General features: G+C 64.1%; 10 protein-coding genes and 1 riboswitch. Of the genes, 6 read left to right on the forward strand and 4 right to left on the reverse strand.

Annotation, left to right across the window (positions count from 1 at the left end; all coding sequences use genetic code 11):
• Positions 1–69: 69 nt before the first annotated feature.
• On the forward strand, positions 70–519 hold the full coding sequence (locus HHL22_RS12490) for a hypothetical protein (RefSeq protein ID WP_169531686.1): 450 nt from the start codon (positions 70–72) through the stop codon (positions 517–519).
• Between the two features lie 17 nt (positions 520–536).
• Here the strand turns inward: HHL22_RS12490 and HHL22_RS12495 are convergent, their stop codons facing one another.
• From HHL22_RS12495 to HHL22_RS12505, 3 genes are all read right to left on the reverse strand, one after another.
• Complete coding sequence (locus HHL22_RS12495; protein ID WP_169531687.1) at positions 537–1,268, reverse strand: LytR/AlgR family response regulator transcription factor; 732 nt, start codon at positions 1,266–1,268, stop codon at positions 537–539.
• Between the two features lie 84 nt (positions 1,269–1,352).
• Positions 1,353–2,399 (reverse strand): sensor histidine kinase, encoded by a 1,047-nt coding sequence (locus tag HHL22_RS12500; protein WP_169531688.1) that lies wholly within the window; start codon positions 2,397–2,399, stop codon positions 1,353–1,355.
• 25 nt (positions 2,400–2,424) lie between these two features.
• Positions 2,425–3,129 (reverse strand): hypothetical protein, encoded by a 705-nt coding sequence (locus tag HHL22_RS12505; RefSeq protein ID WP_169531689.1) that lies wholly within the window; start codon positions 3,127–3,129, stop codon positions 2,425–2,427.
• A gap of 224 nt (positions 3,130–3,353) precedes the next feature.
• Between HHL22_RS12505 and HHL22_RS12510 the strand changes: the two genes are divergently transcribed.
• Positions 3,354–4,241, forward strand: a complete 888-nt coding sequence (locus HHL22_RS12510) for a DUF5694 domain-containing protein (protein ID WP_169531690.1) — start codon at positions 3,354–3,356, stop codon at positions 4,239–4,241.
• Between the two features lie 325 nt (positions 4,242–4,566).
• Here HHL22_RS12510 and HHL22_RS12515 read toward each other — a convergent pair whose 3' ends face one another.
• Positions 4,567–9,258 (reverse strand): T9SS-dependent choice-of-anchor J family protein, encoded by a 4,692-nt coding sequence (locus HHL22_RS12515; RefSeq protein WP_169531691.1) that lies wholly within the window; start codon positions 9,256–9,258, stop codon positions 4,567–4,569.
• 302 nt (positions 9,259–9,560) lie between these two features.
• Between HHL22_RS12515 and HHL22_RS12520 the strand changes: the two genes are divergently transcribed.
• The 4 genes from HHL22_RS12520 (at position 9,561) to metF (ending at position 17,629) form a co-directional block, all read left to right on the forward strand.
• Positions 9,561–10,829, forward strand: coding sequence for an OmpP1/FadL family transporter (locus HHL22_RS12520; protein WP_169531692.1), 1,269 nt, complete (start codon positions 9,561–9,563; stop codon positions 10,827–10,829).
• Positions 10,830–10,859: 30 nt separating this feature from the next.
• A complete protein-coding gene (locus HHL22_RS12525) occupies positions 10,860–12,344 on the forward strand; it encodes an SGNH/GDSL hydrolase family protein (protein WP_169531693.1) in 1,485 nt (494 codons plus the stop codon).
• Between the two features lie 244 nt (positions 12,345–12,588).
• Positions 12,589–12,697: riboswitch (SAM riboswitch) on the forward strand.
• A gap of 71 nt (positions 12,698–12,768) precedes the next feature.
• Positions 12,769–16,569 (forward strand): methionine synthase, encoded by a 3,801-nt coding sequence (metH, locus tag HHL22_RS12530; RefSeq protein ID WP_169531694.1) that lies wholly within the window; start codon positions 12,769–12,771, stop codon positions 16,567–16,569.
• A gap of 82 nt (positions 16,570–16,651) precedes the next feature.
• On the forward strand, positions 16,652–17,629 hold the full coding sequence (gene metF / locus HHL22_RS12535) for a methylenetetrahydrofolate reductase [NAD(P)H] (RefSeq protein WP_169531696.1): 978 nt from the start codon (positions 16,652–16,654) through the stop codon (positions 17,627–17,629).
• The last annotated feature ends 25 nt before the right edge of the window (positions 17,630–17,654 follow it).

Consider the following 17,654-nt stretch of genomic DNA (forward strand, 5'->3'; position numbering starts at 1 on the left):
ACGGGCCTAACGCAACCCCTGGGCGCGCGGCGCGGTCATGCCCCCAGTACTCCCCTAGCCCCCTCTCTCATGCGAGCAACTCGCTTACTTGCCCTGGCTACTAGCAGCCTGCTCGCAGCCAATTTTCAATGCCGGTCGGCCGGCGAGGCGCCCTGCCCCGACCAGGAAATTGCGGGCGTCAGCGTGCAGTTTTATCCCTGCATTCCTGACCGCAGCGGGCAGGAGGCTAAGCTGTTCGTTATCAACTCGCAGCAGGAGTTTGGTGATGCTTTTATATGCTCGTCGTACCGGCCGCGTCCGGCCGTGTTTAGCGACAGTACCCTGCTGGTGGGCTGGAAAAACTATTGCTGTTGTGGCCACGTCAAGAGCCAAAGCTTGCGCTACGACTGCGCCGCCAACACCTACACCTACAAGGTGGAAATAGAACAGGGTGTGTGCGCCGCCGCCTTCCCCGTAGTGAGCCAGCTGCGGGTGCCCAAGCTGCCGGCCGGCGCCAAGGTGGTTATCGACATGCAGTAGCCCTAGGGCCCCGCCGCCTAGCCCGGCTCCCGAATCAGGCGGAAGAAGTCGTCGCGGTAGGTTTCGCCCAGCGCAATGCGTTCGGGGCCCACGTGCAGGGTGTTGCCATCCACGAGGCGCAGGTGGTGGAGCGAGATAATGAACGATTTGTGCACCCGCACGAAAGGGGGCTGCGGCAGTTGGGCTTCCAGCTCGCGCAAGGTGAGGTAGGTGACTACGCGCTGCCCCGGCAGCATAATGGACACGTAGTTCTTTAGCCCCTGCACGTAGAGAATATCGGCGTAGTTGAGCTTGAGGTACTTGTTCTTGCTCTCGCCTTTCACAAACAAGTAGTCGAGGCCTGCCGAAGCTGGCAGCGCCGGGAGCGCGGGCGGCCATAGGGCCACCGGCGGGGCTACTAAGGCCTGGGCCTTCTGCACGGCGCGCAAAAAGCGGTCGAAGGAAATGGGCTTGAGCAGGTAGTCTACTACGTCGTGCTCGTAGCCGTCGAGGGCGTACTCGGGGTAGGCGGTGGTGAGCACCACCTTGCAGCGGTTGCCGCAAATTTTGAGGAACTGTAGGCCCGTTAGCTCCGGCATCTGGATATCCAGAAACACCAGGTCGGCGCGGCCTTCCTGCACCCAGCGCAGGGCTTCGAGTGGGTCGGTGGTGGTGCCGGCTAGCGCCAGCAGCGTCGGCAGCTTCTGGATGTAGCTGGCCAGCAGCCGAATAGCGTAGGCCTCATCATCGATGGCAATGCAGCGGAGCATGGGGTGAGAGTTGAATGAATGCTTGAAGTACGGTAGGCGGCGCTGGCCCAAGTGCTGCCTAGGGGCCGGGGGTGGGGTCCCTCCTCACAAGCTCAACTCCAACTCGGTGCGGTACGTCTGGCCGTCGTCGTGCACGCGCAGGGCGTGGCGGCCGGGGTAAAGCAGCGCCAGCCGCCGCCGGATGTTAGGCAGGCCCACGCCGGTGGTGGCATCCTTCTGCTGCTGGCCGATGCGGTTGCAAACGGTGAAGCGCAGCTGGGTGGGCGCGGGCAGGGCCAGCACGATGGTCACGGGGCAGTCGGGCCGGTTGATGACCCCGTGCTTGAGAGCATTCTCGACGAGGGGGATGAGCAGCAGCGCCGCCACTCGCCAGGCCCCTAGGGCAGCCGGGTGCTCGAACTGCACGAAGCACTTATCCTCGAAGCGCAGGCGGTACAGGGCCAGGTAGTTGTTGAGGTATTCTACCTCGCGGGCCAGGTCTACTTGGCCGTCGGGGCTCTCGTGCAGCAGGTAGCGCATCAGCTCCGAGAGGCGCAGCACGGCTTCGGCCAGCGCCTCCGACAGGGGGTAAGCCGTAGCGTAGAGGTAGTTAAGGGTATTGTAGAGAAAGTGCGGATTGATTTGGGTGCGCAGGAAAGCCAGTTCGGCCTGCGTTTTAGCTTGTTCCATGGCTTGCAGCTGCAGCTGGTTTTGCTGCACCTGCTCGCGCACAAAAGCATCGCGCACCAGCACGGCCGCGCCTGCCAGCACAATGGTTGGCAACAGGAAGTATAGGTTGTCCTGTAAGTAATAAAGCAGCGTAGGGTCGGGGTAGTAGTTGCCAGAACCTAGTAGCAGCCGCAGTAATACTTCGTCCAGCAGGTAGCGGGTGCCCGCGAATATTAGGGGCGTGCCTAGCAGCCCTAGCACCAGTACCGGCCAGCGCCCCCGCCGCAGGCCGATTGGAAATAGTAGGTAGCAGTAATAAAATAACGCCACGATGCTTAGCTCAAAAACGAACTGGTGCAGGAGCAGCTTGGGCGGTAATACGCGCTGCTTGGCACCGACGCCAATAGCCATAGAAAACAAACGGTAGCTGATAATTAGCACCCAGCCCAGCACTTGGTACAGAACGATGCGGCGGCGGTTCATAACAGCAATAGTAACTGCTGCCTAGCTACGTAAGGCTAGGGCGCGGCACTGCTAGGCCCAACGTAAAAAGGGCGCGGTAAGTCAAGCCCAGGCCCAGCGCCACCAGCACCGTCCAGCCCGTAACCAGGATGGGCGAGCCCAGCACCCCGTAAGTAGCCAGGAAGCCGCTGGCCAGCAGCGAGTTCATAGCGCCCAAAATAACTACGAAGAGCACGGCCGTCGGCAGCAGAAAGAAGCCTAGAAATACCCACGCCCGTCCCCGCGGCGCCAGCGTGGCGTAGGCCCGCACCAGCGGCGGCACCGTGGCCAGCAGCACCAGCGCCGCCCCTAGGGCCCAGGCCCGGTGGTAAGGCATAAACTTGCTCAGGGCGTACACCTCGTCGTTGCCACCCATAAACACCGCCCCTAGGATGCGGGCAAACGGGATGGCCGCAAACACCAGCGCGAAGCCCAGCGACCAGCGCCGCGCCGACTGGCGCGGGCCCAGCAGCCAGAACCCCAGCCACATGAGCGCGAAGCTGAACAGCGGGCCGGACCAGGTGGCGGCCAGCTGCACCAGCGGGCGGTGGTCGCAGCTGGCGCATAAACTCCAGACGTTGAAGTCGCGGGTGCCCCAGCAGCCGCACAGCAGCCGGCCCAGACCGGTGTGCACCAGCTCGTGGGCCTCGGAAGCCACGAACAGCAGCGCCCCGAATGCCAGCAGCGAGCGCCAGGTAAGGGTAATTTTCATGGAAAAGATGGAGGCTAAGCGCCTAGCAGAGCAAAAGTGCTCGCCGCTACTGCCGCCCGAAAGTTTATTATCCCAACCTGGCGGCAGCCGCCCCCAACCCCCGCCGGGCGCGGACGACCCTAGGGGGTGGGCTTGGTGTAAAGCCGAGCCCGGTTGGGATAATAAATTTTTCGGCCCCCGGCAGCACTCGGCACCTTTGCCGCCTCATCTATTACCCTTTTCCCATGTCGCTTACTACACGTTTCTGCGCCTTGCTAGCCCTAGGGCTGCTGGGTTTCGCCCAGGCCACCGCTGCCCAAACTGCCGCCCCGCTGCCCACCAAAATCAAGGTGTATCTGGTAGGTACCTTTCATTTCGACCCCTCGACCAGCGACGTGCGCAAAACCAGCCGGGTGGACATGAGTACGCCCGAAAAACAGCGTCAACTAGAAGAACTCACGGATATATTGCGGCAGACGCACGCCGACAAAGTGTTCATTGAGTGGAAGCAAGCCCAGCAGCGATTTGCTGATAGCACGTATGCTCTGTATCGCAAAGGTCACTTCATGCTAGGTAATAGCGAGCGATACCAGCTAGGTTATCGCCTGGCCAAAAAATTAAACCTCGCTCGCGTACACTGCGTGGCAGCTGAAGGCACCTTCGACTACGAGGCCGCACGAGCATATGCGCAGCAACACAACCAGTTGGCCATTCTGAAAGGTGTGCATGATAAGCCACCAGTGGGCGATAGCACCGGTTTGTTGATAGAGAGCCGCCTGGCCGCGATTAAACAGACGCAGGCTCCGGCGACTACTTATGCGGGTAGAGGCTTGCTATCGGTATTTCAACTGTTGAACTCGCCAGCCATCGACCAAGAGAATATGGATAGCTACCTGTTAGGATTTACGCGCGTAGGTAATGGTGCTGCTTATCCGGGTGCCGACTTGGCCGGTGACTTCTTTAAAACAAACGTGCGCATTTATACCAACTTGCTCCGTGCCATCGATGTACAACACGACAAAGCGGTTGTGTTGATTATTGGTCAGGGGCACACAGCCTTTCTCAAAAGCATCCTACGTTACAACCCGCTATTTGAAGTAGCCGAGGTGCTGCCGCTGCTGGAGGCAAAGTAGGCCCTAGGGTATCGAGCAAGTAGTTAAAGGTGCCTGGCTAACGGGCTACCAAGAATTATTTACCCACCTAGCCCACTCGTCTATAAGTACTCATGCACAAGTAAACAGGCAGTGTAAACAGGCGGTCATGCTGAGCTTGCCGAAGCATCTTGGCTGGCAGTCCCGCCCCGGACGAAGCGGTAGAGATGCTTCGACAGGCTCAGCATGACCGCCTGCTTACACTGCCTGTTTACTCAATACAAGTAGCTACCTACTCACGCAAAAGCGCCCGCCGGCCGAAGCCAACGGGCGCTTTTTATGGGCAGTACCCCCTAGGGGCAGCTGATTACTCCAGGGTGAGGCGGCGGGTGGCTTGCTCGTTGCCAGCCTGCACGCGCACCAGGTATACGCCAGCCGGGAGGCCAGCCAGTTGCAGCGTCACCACTGGGTTGCCGGCCCCTAAGGCCTGCTGGCGCACCAGGCGGCCCAGGGCATCGAGCACCTGCACTTGGCCGGCGGCGGTGCCAGCGGGTAGCAGCAGCGTGGCCTGGCGCTCGTGGGTCGGGTTGGGGTAGAGGGCCAGGGCGGCTTGCAGGGCGCTGGGGGCAGTGGCCAGGGCCGCCGCGTTCAGGTTCAGCCAGAAGCGGCCGTCGGCGTTGTCGGCGGTGGCTACCGTGAAGGTGTAGCTGGCGCCCGCGGCCGCCAGCGGGGTGCGCTGGCCGGTTTTGGTGTCTTCCAGCACGGGCTGGGCGCCGGCGGGCAGGTTTTGCAGGTCGGTGGCGGTGAGCGAGTAGGTGCCATCGGCCGGCACCAGCACGCGCAGGGCCACGCGGCCGCTCAGGCTGGGCAGGGCCTGAATGCTGAGCGGCTGGCCGTCGGGGGTGAGGGCCGCCAGGTTGAAGCCGGTGGTGTTGGGCAGCTTGGCGGCGTCCTGGCGGCCGTCGAAGCCCGTGGTGGCGCCCGCTTCGGCATACACGTAGAGGTCGTCGGCGGCGCCGCTGGGGCCGGCCAGGCTCAGGGCCAGGCGGGGGCGGGGGTCGGCGGTGGTGCGCAGCAGGCTAGCCTGAGTGGCGTAGCTGGTAACGCGCTGGCTGTTGTGCAGGGCGAGGCTCGCGCTGGTTTTGTTCTGAGCCACCTGCACGAAGAAACCCTGCCCTAGGGCCAGTAGCGGGCTGCCGCCGCCCATGCCGTTGGTATAGCTGCGGTAGCGGCCAGCGTAGGGCCCGGTGCTGTTGAACACGTACACGGCAGCGTTCAGGCCGGGGCGGTCGGCGTCGGTCACTAGGCTCCAGTCGAGGGGGCTGGGGTAGGGGTTGCCCAGCAGCTGCCAGCCGCCGTTAGCGGTTTGGTCGGTGCGGGTCAGGCTCCTGGTGTAGTCGCCGTTGTTGAGCATCCCCATGAAATCGACCACCTGGTTGGCGGCCATATTCACGGTGTAGCCCTGGGCTACCACCAGCGGAGCGCTAGTATTGGCCGGCGAGTAGAAGCCTTTGTCAAATGCCGGCAGGTCGTTGGTGGTCGTGGTCAGGCGGCTTTCGTCGTAGCCAAATACCGTGGGGAAGGGCTGCACCGCGCCGGGCGTAGCGCTGGTGTTGTAGGCCGGGTTCAGCACGGGCGCAAAGCTGGTGGTGCTTAGGTCGGCCACCGTCGTGTTGCTCACCGGGGCCGAGAGGTGGCGGTAGCCGAGGCCGGCGTTCAGGCTGCCGTCGATGTAGCGCTGCACGGTGGCCGTGCCCTGCACGGTGCCGGTGCCGCTGTTCACCACCAGGGCGGTGCCGCTGGCGCTCGACAGCAGGGTCAGGGGCTGGCTGCCCAGCACCAGGTTGCCGCTGCTGGCCAGGGTCAGGGTTTGGGCCACGGCCAGGGGCTGGCTCAGGGTAAGGGCGCTGGCGCTGGCAGCCGTAAGGGCGCGCACCTGGCTGGGCAAGCCGAGGCCCGTGGCCTGGGCGCTGGTACCACTGTACACGTAGGTGGCATCGGCCGAGAACGAGCGGGTGCCCGTTACTTGCACGGCGCCGGTGCTACCGGTAGCGCTGAGGCCCGCCGCGTCGCAGATGCCTAGGGTGGCGCCGTCGGCCACCGTGAAGCTACCCGCGCCGGTCAGGGGCTGGCAGTTGGTATCGAGGCGGCCGCCGCTCTGCACGGTTACCGCGCCGATTACCGTCACGGGGCCTTGCAGGGTGCCCGCGCCGGCGCCCGTCACAGTGATGCTGTTGTAGGTGCCGCCGGCAATGGTTTGGTTGGCGCTGCTCACCACCAGGTCGGGGGTCGAGAACGAGTAGCGCGTGAACACCGGGTAGTGGTCGGTGGTAGTGGTGCCGTAGTTAGCTACCAGGGCGGCGGCATCGGTGCGCACGGCGGCCGTGCCGTTGATGTAGTAGCTAGCCAGCGGGCCGCTCGCAATCACGTTGTCGATAACCGTGGCGAAGCTCACCGTGGACTGGGCGCCGGCGCGGGCCAGCGGCAGGGTGATGGAGCGGTAGGTGGCCGAGTCCTGCACGATAACGTTGTACGACGATACGGCCGGCGTCACGCCCGTGGCAATGGTGCCGTTCAGCACGTCGTTGTAGTCGCCCACAATCAAGTTGTTCTGGCCCTTGTACTGGGTGTCGAGCAAGTTTTTGAGCAGCGTGGCGCCCAGCTGGCGGCGGGCGTAGTCGTTGGCCGAGGTAGCCGTGGCGTTGGCCTTGGCGTGAATCACGATGAAGTTAACGGGCTTGGTCACGCCGTCGAGCGTCACGTCGGCGTGCATCAGGTAGGGGAAGCGGCCGCCGGCCCAGGCGTTGTAAGCGGGGCAGGCGTCGGCCTCGGAGCAGCGCAGCAAACCCATGAAGGTGGGGTTGCTCACCACGTCGGTGCGGTACACGAAGGCCAGCTTCTGGTCGGCAGCGTAGTCGGGGTCTTGGGGATTGTCGCCATACGAGCCGTAGTCCGACACCATGTAGGCGTACGGATGACCAGTGTTGGCCGAAAGCTGCGTCACCACGCTTTGCAGGCGCGCAATGTCTACTACCTCTTCCAGCGCGTACACGTCGGCGTTGAGGTAGCTGGCCACGGTCGTGACGTTGGCTTGCTGCAAGTCCTTGTTGTTGGGCCCTAGGCCCGCTTGGGTCGAGCCAAACCACTCGATGTTCCAGTTCACCACCTCCAGGGTCTTGTCGGTGTTGTAGGTGTCGCCGCTCAGCGCCACGCTCAGGGCCGTGCCCGCGCCGGGCGTGCTCACGTTGAGGGTGCCGGTGAAGGTGGCAAATGCCGTAGTGGGCCGGAAGCGCACCGTCACGGCTTTGGTGGTGGCGCTTACCTCGGCGGCCGTCAGCGTTAGGCTGGTAGCGAAGGTGGTGCCGTCTTTTGAGAGCGTAAACAGCGGGTCGGTCGAGGTGATGGTGACGGGGCCGGTCAGGTCGGCGCCCGATACGTTCAGGGTGCGGTCGGCGCTGCTGCCAGCGGCCACGTAGCCGAAGGCCAGGCTTTTCACGTCCGTCAGCAGGGTGGGGGCGGGCGGCGTGGCCGAGTTAGTCAGGGCGATGTCGTCCAGGGTCCAGCGGGCGGCTGCCGAGCTGGTGGAGGTGTACACGAAGGCCACGTACACCTTAGCGCTTTTGAAAGCGGCCAGGTTTACGCCCGCCGTCTGCGTCCACACGTCCGAGCCCGAAGCCGGAAACTGCGCGTTCACGTCAGTCCAGGTGGCGGCGTTGGGGTCGCCGGTGCCGCTGTAGTTGGTCGAGACGCGCAGCTTCAGGCTCGGCCCGTTGAAGGCCGTGCGGCTCCAGAACGAGAGCAGCGGGAAGTTGTAGGCGCTCAAATTGAAGGCCGGCGAGATAAACCAGTCCTCGTTGGCGATGTTGCCCGAAGCGTAGCCGTTCATTTGCACGCCGTTGGGGGCGCTGGCGGTGGGGTCGGCGGCGCTGTGGCCGAACGCGGTGCAGGCCCACACCTGCGGGCCCGTTACGCTGTACTGGCTCCAGCCGTCCGAAAGGGTAGTGGTGCAGTTATCGAAGCTGAATACCGTCTGGTTGGGGTCGGCGCCGGTGCCCGTCAGGGCTACCGGGCGGCTGGTGGCCCCGGCGCTGGCGTTGCTGATGCTGCCCGTGGCGGGCCCGGTGGCGGTGGGCGCAAACCGCACGTACACCGAGGTGGCGGTGGTTAGCTCGGCGGGCGCGTAGCTCAGCGAGCTGCCGTAAGTGCCGGTGGCCGTTTTCGACACGGTGAAGGGCCCGGTGGCCGTCACGGTGGTAGCGCCGCTCAGGTTCACGCCGCTCAGCGAGTAGCTCTGCGGGGCCGAGGCGGTGTTGATGTTCTGGCTGCCAAAAGCCAGTGCGTTGGGCGTCACCGTCAGTACCGGCGTAGTGGCCGAGGGCGTGTTCCAGCTCAGCTGAAAGTCGTCGATGGCCGAGCTAGGGCGGTTGCCGCTGCCCGTTGAGGCCGCCAGCGTCGATACCCGAATGGTGACGGGACCGCTGTTGTCGTCGAGCGCGGTGCCGAAGCTTACCTTGATGGGCGTGTTGCTAAACGCGCTGCCGCCGGTGGTGCCCGTCGCCAGGGCCGTGAAGCTGGTGGGCGCCGCGCCCAAGCCGTAGTCTACCGTCCAGACGGTGGTGCGGGGCGAAGCGGCATCCAGCGACTGCAGGCTAAAGGTGAGCGCAAAGTCGGTGCGCCCGCTGGTGTTGGCCACCTGAAAGACGAACGAGGCGCCGGGGTCGCCCAGGCTGCCGGTTTGGCGCACCCCTAGGGCGCGGTCGGTGGCCGCCGCCTGGGCGGCCGTGGTGGCGGTGCTGCCAATGTCGGCCGAGGCGAAGTTCTTAAACGCGCCCGCGGTGTTGTTCCAGGCCGTGGCGGCGGTGGTGAGCGTAGCCGCGGTGCCCAGGCTGCTGGCCGTGGCGCCGGTATAAATGCCGAAGCCCGTGGGCAGGCCCGTCGCCAGGCCGTCGAAGGTTTCGAGGTAGGGGCTGGTGCCTAGGGTAGCCTGCGCCTGCGCCCGCAGGCTGCCAAAGCTCAGGCTGGCGGTGACCCCTAGGAGCGTGAGGAGTGGTTTTATCATAAGTAAAAGGGGGGAAGAGAAACCGCCGCCGGGCGGTAGGGAAGCGAAAAGGAGTAGGGATTCAGCTAGCCAAAATTACGGCAGTAGTCCGGGATAAAGTGCAGGTTAACCTAGACTTAATACCAAATAATGGTTTTGCTACCCGCATAGACCCTAGGGCCCGGCTGGCGGTTGCAGCCACCGGGCCAGGCCGCTGCCGCCAGCCGGGCCCAACTACTCGGCTTGCCTACTTTTAGGCAAGTCAATTCACCCTATCTTTAGCCCGCAATTCACCTATCCCACCACTCGTTACTCCTCCCTTTATGCGGGTAAAATTGTTACTCCTCACTGGCGGCGGCTTGCTGGCAGCTACCACCGGGGCGCTGGCCAGCGGCTTCCAGGTCAACCTGACGGGCACCAAAAACGTCGGCATGGGCAGCACCGGCACCGGCCTCTACCTCGACGCGGCCTCGCAGTACTACAACCCCGGCGCGTTTGCCTTTGCGCCCACCGGCCTGCAGCTGGGCGGCAACCTGGCCATTCCGCGCATCTCGTTTCGGCCCAATATCGGCGACCAGGGCCAGCGTACCCTGCAGAATACCAACGTGTTTCCATTTAGCGGCTTCGTGGGCTTCGGGCCCAAGGAAGGCAAGTGGCGCCTGGGCCTAGGGGCCTACACGCCCTTCGGCTCGGAGCTGCACTACCAGCAGGGCTGGGAAGGCCGCTACTCGCTCACCGACATTACGTTGCAGTCGGTATTCGTGCAAGCCACGGCGGCTTACGCCATCACGCCCTTCCTCAGCATCGGGGGCGGGCTGGTGTGGAGCGCGTTCGGCCAGGTAAACCTGCAGCGCGACCTTCCCATTCAAAGCGCCAGCGGCAGCGGCCCGGCCCACGCCACGCTCACCGGCAACGCCGACAAGAAGTTCGGCTACAACCTGGGCATCATGATTAAGCCCAGCGACAAGTTCAGCATCGGCCTGAGCTACCGCTCGGCCATCGACCAAACCGTGAGCGACGGCAACGTGGCCTTGAGCGGCGTGCCGGCCTCGGTGGCCAGCAACTTCACGGCCACCGGCTTCAGCACCACCCTGGCCCTGCCCGACGTGTACAGCATCGGCCTGGGCATCCGGCCCACCGACAAGCTCACCATCGCCCTAGATGCCAACTACGTGCGCTGGAGCCGCTACCAGCAGCTCACCTTCAACTACACCGGCGGCGTGCTGGGCGGCAGCACCAGCACCGTGTCGCAGCGCCAGTACCTGGATGCCGTGGCCCTGCGCGCCGGCTTGCAGTATAAGGTGAGCGACGGCCTGTGGCTGCGCGGCGGCGCGTTCTACGACTTCCACTGCGTGAAGGACGGCTTCGTGACCCCCGAGACGCCCGATGCCGACCGCATTGGCCTCTCGGCGGGCCTCACCTACGAGTTTGCCAACCGCTTCGGCCTCGATGCCTCGTTCCTGTTTGAGGACTTCATGCAGCGCAGCCAAGACCAAGCGGCGCTAGTTGCCAACGGCACTACCGACCGCGTGGCCGGCACCTACAAAACTACCATCGTGGTGCCCGGCGTGGGGCTGCACTTCAATTTCTAATTCGCCCGTCTTTTCCTACCCAACTCTATTATGACGACTTTTTCTCACCTGGGGCGGAAGCCGCTGGCCCTCTTGGGCCTAGGGCTGCTAGGCCTGGCCGGCTGCCAAACCGACATCGACGCGCCCGCCGGCGCTAGTGCTGGCAATGCCAGCTTCGCGCGCTACATCGCGGTGGGCAATTCGCTCACGGCCGGCTACGAAGACAACGGCCTCTACCTCGAAGGCCAGCAGAACTCATACCCCAACATCCTGGCTCAGCAGTTTGCCAAGGCCGGGGGCGGGCAGTTTCGCCAGCCGCTGTTCAGCACCGCCCAGGCCAATGGCTCGGGCTACCTGCGCCTGGCGGGCTTCACAGCTACCGGCTCGCCCATCACCCAGGCCGTGACGAGCAACCTGGCCGTGCGCGCCACCTCGCCCCAGGTGTTGTACACCAAGTACACCGATGGCATCGAGAACTTCGGCGTCCCCGGCATCAAGCTGGCTGATGTGCAAACGGTAGGATACGGCAGCACCCAGGGCAACCCGTACTTCGAGCGCATCACCCCCGACGCCAGCGCCGGCCAAACCTACTTCCAGCGCATCAAGGCCGAGGCGGCTACGGCTACATTCTTCTCAATGTGGCTCGGCAACAACGACGTGCTGAGCTACGCCACCAGCGGCGGCGCCTTGGCGGCTATCTCCAGCTCCTACGCTATTACCAACGTCGATACGTTTAGCCGCAAAGCCAACCGCATGATTAACGTGCTGACGGCTAGCAATTCAGCGGCCACTGGTGCCCCCAAGGGTGTGGTGAGCAACATTCCCGACGTGGCGGGCATTCCATTCTTCACCACCGTCGGCCCCTCGGCCCGCGCTTCGTTTGCGGCGGCCAACGTTCCTTCGGCTGCTCCCTTCATCTACACCACCGGCGCGCTGATTCCGGGCGTGGCCAGCACTAAGGTAACCGCTACGCTGGGCGACATTCGCAATGCTAGCGGCGGCACGCTGTTGCTCACGCTCACGGCCGCTCCCTATATCGGCCTCTATGGCCAGCCCACCGGCAAGTACTACCGCGACTTCTATCAGCAGCTGCGGCCTTCGCTGCCCGCTACCGTGCCCAACCTATCAGTGTTTCTGCTGGCTCTGGGCGTAGATACCACCAAGGCATTCGGCGCCAGCACCGGCAACCCCTTCCCCAGCACGCTGGTGCTGGATGGCACCGAGCAGACGACCGTAGCCAACGCCACTACCTCCTTCAACAACGCGCTGCAAACGGCGGCCCTCAACAAAGGCCTGGCCTTTTTCGATGCCAACCAGTACTTCCGCGGCATCGCCACCACCGGCGCGGCCAGCAACGGCGTGGCCAACTCAGCCAGCTATATCACGGGCAACCTGTTCTCGCTCGATGGCGTGCACCCCACGCCCCGCGGCTACGCCCTGGTGGCCAACCAGATAATTATGGCCATCAACGCCCGCTACGGCGCTACCGTCCCGCAGGTGAACCCCAACGACTACCGCGGCGTGCTCTTCCCCTAGGGCCCCGCAGTGCTTATTAGCTAAAATAAGGCGTCTTCTCCGCTGGGGAAGGCGCTTTTTTGCGTCAGGAGCTTTGCAGCAGATTCTGAGTCAGCGGACAGTGGGGGCAGGGCTTGTCCCCGCCCGTCGGCCGCGCTAGTTTGACGATGGTCGTTCAACGACGGGCAGTGACAAACCCCCGCCCCTACGGTACCCGGACCCCAAAATAGTAGTTTGCTGGCTTGGGGTTGTATCTTCGTAGCCGCTGCTATCCAGAAAGACCGAGGGACCAGGCCCGATGACGTCTTGGCAACCGCCCCAGGGGCTGGTGCCAACTCCTGTTCGGCCCCCCTAGGGGTTGAAGAAGATATCAGCCGGAACCTGCGCCGCCCGGCGCGGCTTTCTTTCTGGATAGGTGCTTAGGACCCTGCTTTCAAGAAAGAATATGCCCGCCGTTACTGCTGCCCCGGTTGCCCCCGACCCCGCCTGTACTCCCGCTGCCTCACCGCTGCCCGGCCTGCTGCGCCAGCGCCTGCTGGTGCTCGACGGCGCCATGGGCACCATGATTCAGCGCTACCCGCTGGAGGAAGAAGACTTCCGGGGTGAGCGCTTTAAAGACCACCCGCGCCCGCTGCGCGGCAACAACGACTTGCTCAGCCTCACGCGGCCCGATATCATCCGCGCCATTCACGCCGAGTACTTCGCCGCCGGCGCCGACATGGTGGAAACCAACACGTTCAGCGGCACTACCATTGCCCAGGCCGACTACGCGCTGGAGCACGTGGTGTACGAGCTGAACTACGAGAGTGCCCGCCTGGCTCGCGAGGTGGCCGACGAGTTTACGGCCCAGAACCCCGCGCAGCCGCGCTTCGTGGCCGGCGCTATCGGGCCCACCAACCGCACCGCCTCGCTCTCGCCCGACGTGAACCGCCCCGGCTTCCGCGCCGTGACGTTCGACGAGCTGGCCACCGCCTACCTCGAGCAAACCAAGGGCCTAGTGGACGGCGGCGTGGACGCGCTGCTGATTGAGACCATCTTTGACACGCTGAATGCCAAAGCGGCGCTGTTTGCCGTGCAGCAGTTCTTCGACGAGGGCGGGCGGCAGGTGCCCGTCATGATTTCGGGCACCATCACCGACGCCTCGGGCCGCACGCTGAGCGGGCAAACCGTGGAGGCGTTCTGGAATAGCATCCGCCACCTGCCGCTGCTGAGCGTGGGCCTCAACTGCGCCCTAGGGGCCGACCAGCTCAAAACCTACGTGCGCGAGCTGGCCCGCCTGGCCGACGTATCGGTATCGGCCTACCCCAACGCGGGCCTACCCAACGCCTTCGGCGGCTACGACGAGAGCGCCCAGGAGTTTGCCGCCTTGGTCGAGGACTACCTTAAGGAAGGCTTGCTAAATGTGGTGGGTGGCTGCTGCGGCACTACGCCCCAGCACATTGCCGAACTGCGCCGCCTGGCCGATAAGTACCCCACGCGCGCTCCGGCCCCCCTAGGGCCCCCGGCCGAGCTGGCCGTGGACGGCGCCATCGACAGCACGGTCGTGCCGACCGCGCACGCTTCGCTGGGCTTGGCGGGCCTAGAGCCGTTCAACATCACGCCGGGCAGCCTGTTCGTCAACATCGGCGAGCGCTGCAACGTGACGGGCTCGCGGGCCTTTGCGCGCCTCATCCGGGCCGGCGACTACGACGCGGCGCTGGCCGTGGCGCGGGCCCAAGTGGAGGGCGGCGCCCAGGTGCTCGACGTGAACATGGACGAGGGCATGCTCGACTCGGAGGCGGCCATGACCACCTTCCTACACCTCATCGCCTCGGAGCCTGACATCGCCCGCCTGCCCTTGATGATTGACTCGTCGAAGTGGACCGTGATTGAGGCCGGCCTGAAGTGCGTGCAGGGCAAGAGCATCGTCAACTCAATTTCCCTGAAGGAAGGCGAAGAGAAATTCCGGCACTACGCCCGCCTGGTGCGCCAGTACGGCGCGGCCGTGGTGGTAATGGCTTTCGACGAAAACGGCCAGGCCGACAACTACGAGCGGCGCATTGAGATATGCCAGCGCTCGTATGATATTCTGACCAAGGAAGTTGGCTTCCCAGCCGAGGACATCATCTTCGACCCCAACATCCTGACGGTGGGCACCGGCATTGAGGAGCACCGGCGCTACGCGCTCGACTTCATCGCGGCCGTGAAGTGGATAAAGGAGAACCTGCCCGGTGCCCGCACTAGCGGCGGCGTCAGCAACATCTCGTTTGCTTTCCGGGGCAACGACGTGGTGCGCGAGGCCATGCACGCGGCCTTCCTCTACCACGCCATCCGGGCGGGGCTCGATATGGGCATCGTGAACGCCGGCCAACTGGCCGTGTACGACGACGTGCCCAAGGAACTGCTCGACATGGTGGAGGACGTGCTGCTCGACCGCCGCCCCGACGCCACCGAGCGCCTCGTGGACTTTGCCGAGAGCCTGAAGGGTCAGAAAACCGCCGGCCCCCAGAGCGCCGTGGATGCCCTGGCCTGGCGCGCCCTGCCGGTGCAAGAGCGCTTGCAGCACGCGCTGGTGCGCGGCCTTACCGACTTCATCGACCAGGATACTGAGGAGGTGCGCCAGCTGCTGGGCCGCCCGCTCGACGTGATTGAGGGCCCGCTGATGGCCGGCATGAACGTGGTGGGCGACCTCTTTGGCGCCGGCAAGATGTTTCTGCCCCAGGTGGTGAAGTCGGCCCGCGTTATGAAGAAGGCGGTGGCTTACTTGCAGCCGTTCCTGGAAGCTGAGAAGCAAGGCACGGCCCGCCAAACGGCCGGTAAAATCCTGCTGGCCACGGTGAAAGGCGACGTGCACGACATCGGCAAGAATATCGTGGGCGTGGTGCTGGCCTGCAACAACTTCGAGATTGTGGACCTAGGGGTGATGGTGCCGCTGGAGCGCATCCTGGACGAGGCGCAGCTGCAGGGCGCCGACATCATCGGCCTGAGCGGACTCATCACGCCCTCGCTGGATGAGATGGTGTACGTGGCCCGCGAAATGGAAAAGCGCAAGCTGCAAGTGCCGCTGCTCATCGGCGGGGCCACCACTTCGCGCCTGCACACGGCCGTCAAAATCGCGCCCGCCTACTCGGGCTCGGCCGTGTACGTCAATGACGCCTCGCGCTCGGTGGGCGTGGCCGCCAGCCTGCTCGGCTCGGGTAAAGTGGCTTACCAGCAAACGATTAAGGACGAATACCAGGTGCTGCGCGAAGACCACGCCGGCCGCCAGCGCGACAAGAACTACCTCGCCATTGAGGCGGCGCGCGCCAACGGCTACCACGCCGACTGGGAAACCGCGCCCATCACCAAGCCCAGCTTCCTGGGCACCCAGGTGCTGGACAACTACCCGCTAGACGAGCTGGCGCGCTACATCGACTGGACGCCCTTCTTCCACACCTGGGAGCTGAAGGGCCGCTACCCGCGCATTTTGGAAGATGAGAACCTGGGCGAGGCTGCCCGCAAGCTCTTCGAGGACGCGCAAAAGATGCTAGCCGAAGTAATCGAAAACAAGAGCCTCACGGCGCGCGCCGTCCTAGGGTTCTGGCCGGCCAATACCAAGGACTACGATACCATCGAGGTGTACGCGGACGACTCGCGCCAGACGGTGCGCGACGAGTTCTTCACCTTGCGCCAGCAGGGCGAAAAGGCCCCCGGCGTGCCCAATGTAGCTTTTTCCGACTACCTAGCCCCTAGGGACTCGGGCCGCGCCGACTACCTCGGTGGCTTTGCCGTGACGGCGGGCCTCGGCATCGAAAAGCTCATCGAGCACTATGAGGCTGACCACGACGACTACTCCAGCATTATGATTAAGGCGCTGGCCGACCGCCTGGCCGAGGCCTTCGCCGAGCGCTTGCACGAGCGCGTGCGCCAGGAATTTTGGGGCTACGCGCCCGACGAGCACCTCAGCGGCGAGGAGCTGATTAAGGAAACCTACCGCGGCATCCGGCCCGCCCCCGGCTACCCCGGCTGCCCCGACCACACCGAGAAAATTACGCTGTTTAAGCTGCTGGATGCCGAGCGCCAAACGGGCATCATCCTTACCGAAAACCTGGCCATGTACCCCACCGCCGCCGTTAGCGGCCTCTACTACGCCCACCCGGCGGCCAGCTACTTCGGCCTCGGCAAAATCGGCCGCGACCAAGTGGTGGACATGGCCGCCCGCAAGGGGATGTCGCTGGAAGAATTGGAAAGGTGGCTGATGCCGAATTTGAACTACGACCCGCAGTAGCTGTACCGTGGACTCTGTGAGTCCGCGCTTATTATCCCTAAAAAGTACTTACTCGCGGACTCACAGAGTCCACGGTACAACCATGAAAGTAACTGAACACCTAGCCCGCGCCCACGGAAAAACCCTATTTTCCTTCGAGGTGCTGCCGCCGCGCAAAGGCGAAAATATCCACTCGCTCTACGCCAACATCGAGCCCCTGATGGAGTTCAAGCCGCCGTTTATCGACGTGACTTACCACCGCGAGGAGTTTGTGCTGCGCGAGCGGCCGGGCGGCCTCTTGCAGCGCAAGGCTGTGCGCAAGCGGCCGGGCACGGTGGGCATCTGCGCGGCCATCAAAAACCGCTTCGACGTAGACACCGTGCCGCACCTCATCTGCGGCGGCTTTGCCAAGGAAGAAACCGAGAACGCGCTGATTGACTTGCACTTCCTGGGTATCGACAACGTGCTGGCCCTGCGCGGCGACCCCATCAAGAGCGAGGGCCACTTCCAGCCCCACCCCGATGGCCACCGCTACGCCTGCGACCTCATTGGCCAGATTAGCGAGCTGAACCACGGCCGCTACCACGACCACGACGAGCAGTACCAGCCTCAGGGCGCCGAGCCCGTGCTGTGCACCGACTTCTGCATCGGCACCGCCGGCTACCCCGAAAAGCACTTCGAGGCCCCCAACCTGGGCTCCGATATTCGCTTTCTAAAGGATAAAATCGACCGCGGGGCCGACTACATCGTGACCCAGATGTTCTTCGACAACGAGGAGTTCTTCAAGTTTGAGCGCCGCTGCCGCGAGGCGGGCATTACGGTGCCCATCATCCCCGGCCTTAAGCCGCTCACCACCAAGGCGCAGCTCACAGCGCTACCTAGGGCCTTCTTTCTCAGCATTCCCGAGGCGCTGGCCGAAGCCATCCACCAAGCCAAGGACAACGCCGCCGCCCGCGAAGTCGGCATTGAGTGGTGCCTGCACCAAAGCCGCGAGCTAATGGCCCACGGCGTGCCCTGCCTGCACTACTACAGCATGGGCAAGGCCGAAGCCATTCGCCGCATAGCCGCCGGGCTGTTTTAAAAAATGTGGCGAGGTAGGGAATGTA

This window comes from Hymenobacter polaris, from assembly GCF_012927305.1.
Classification (GTDB): Bacteria; Bacteroidota; Bacteroidia; order Cytophagales; family Hymenobacteraceae; genus Hymenobacter; species Hymenobacter polaris.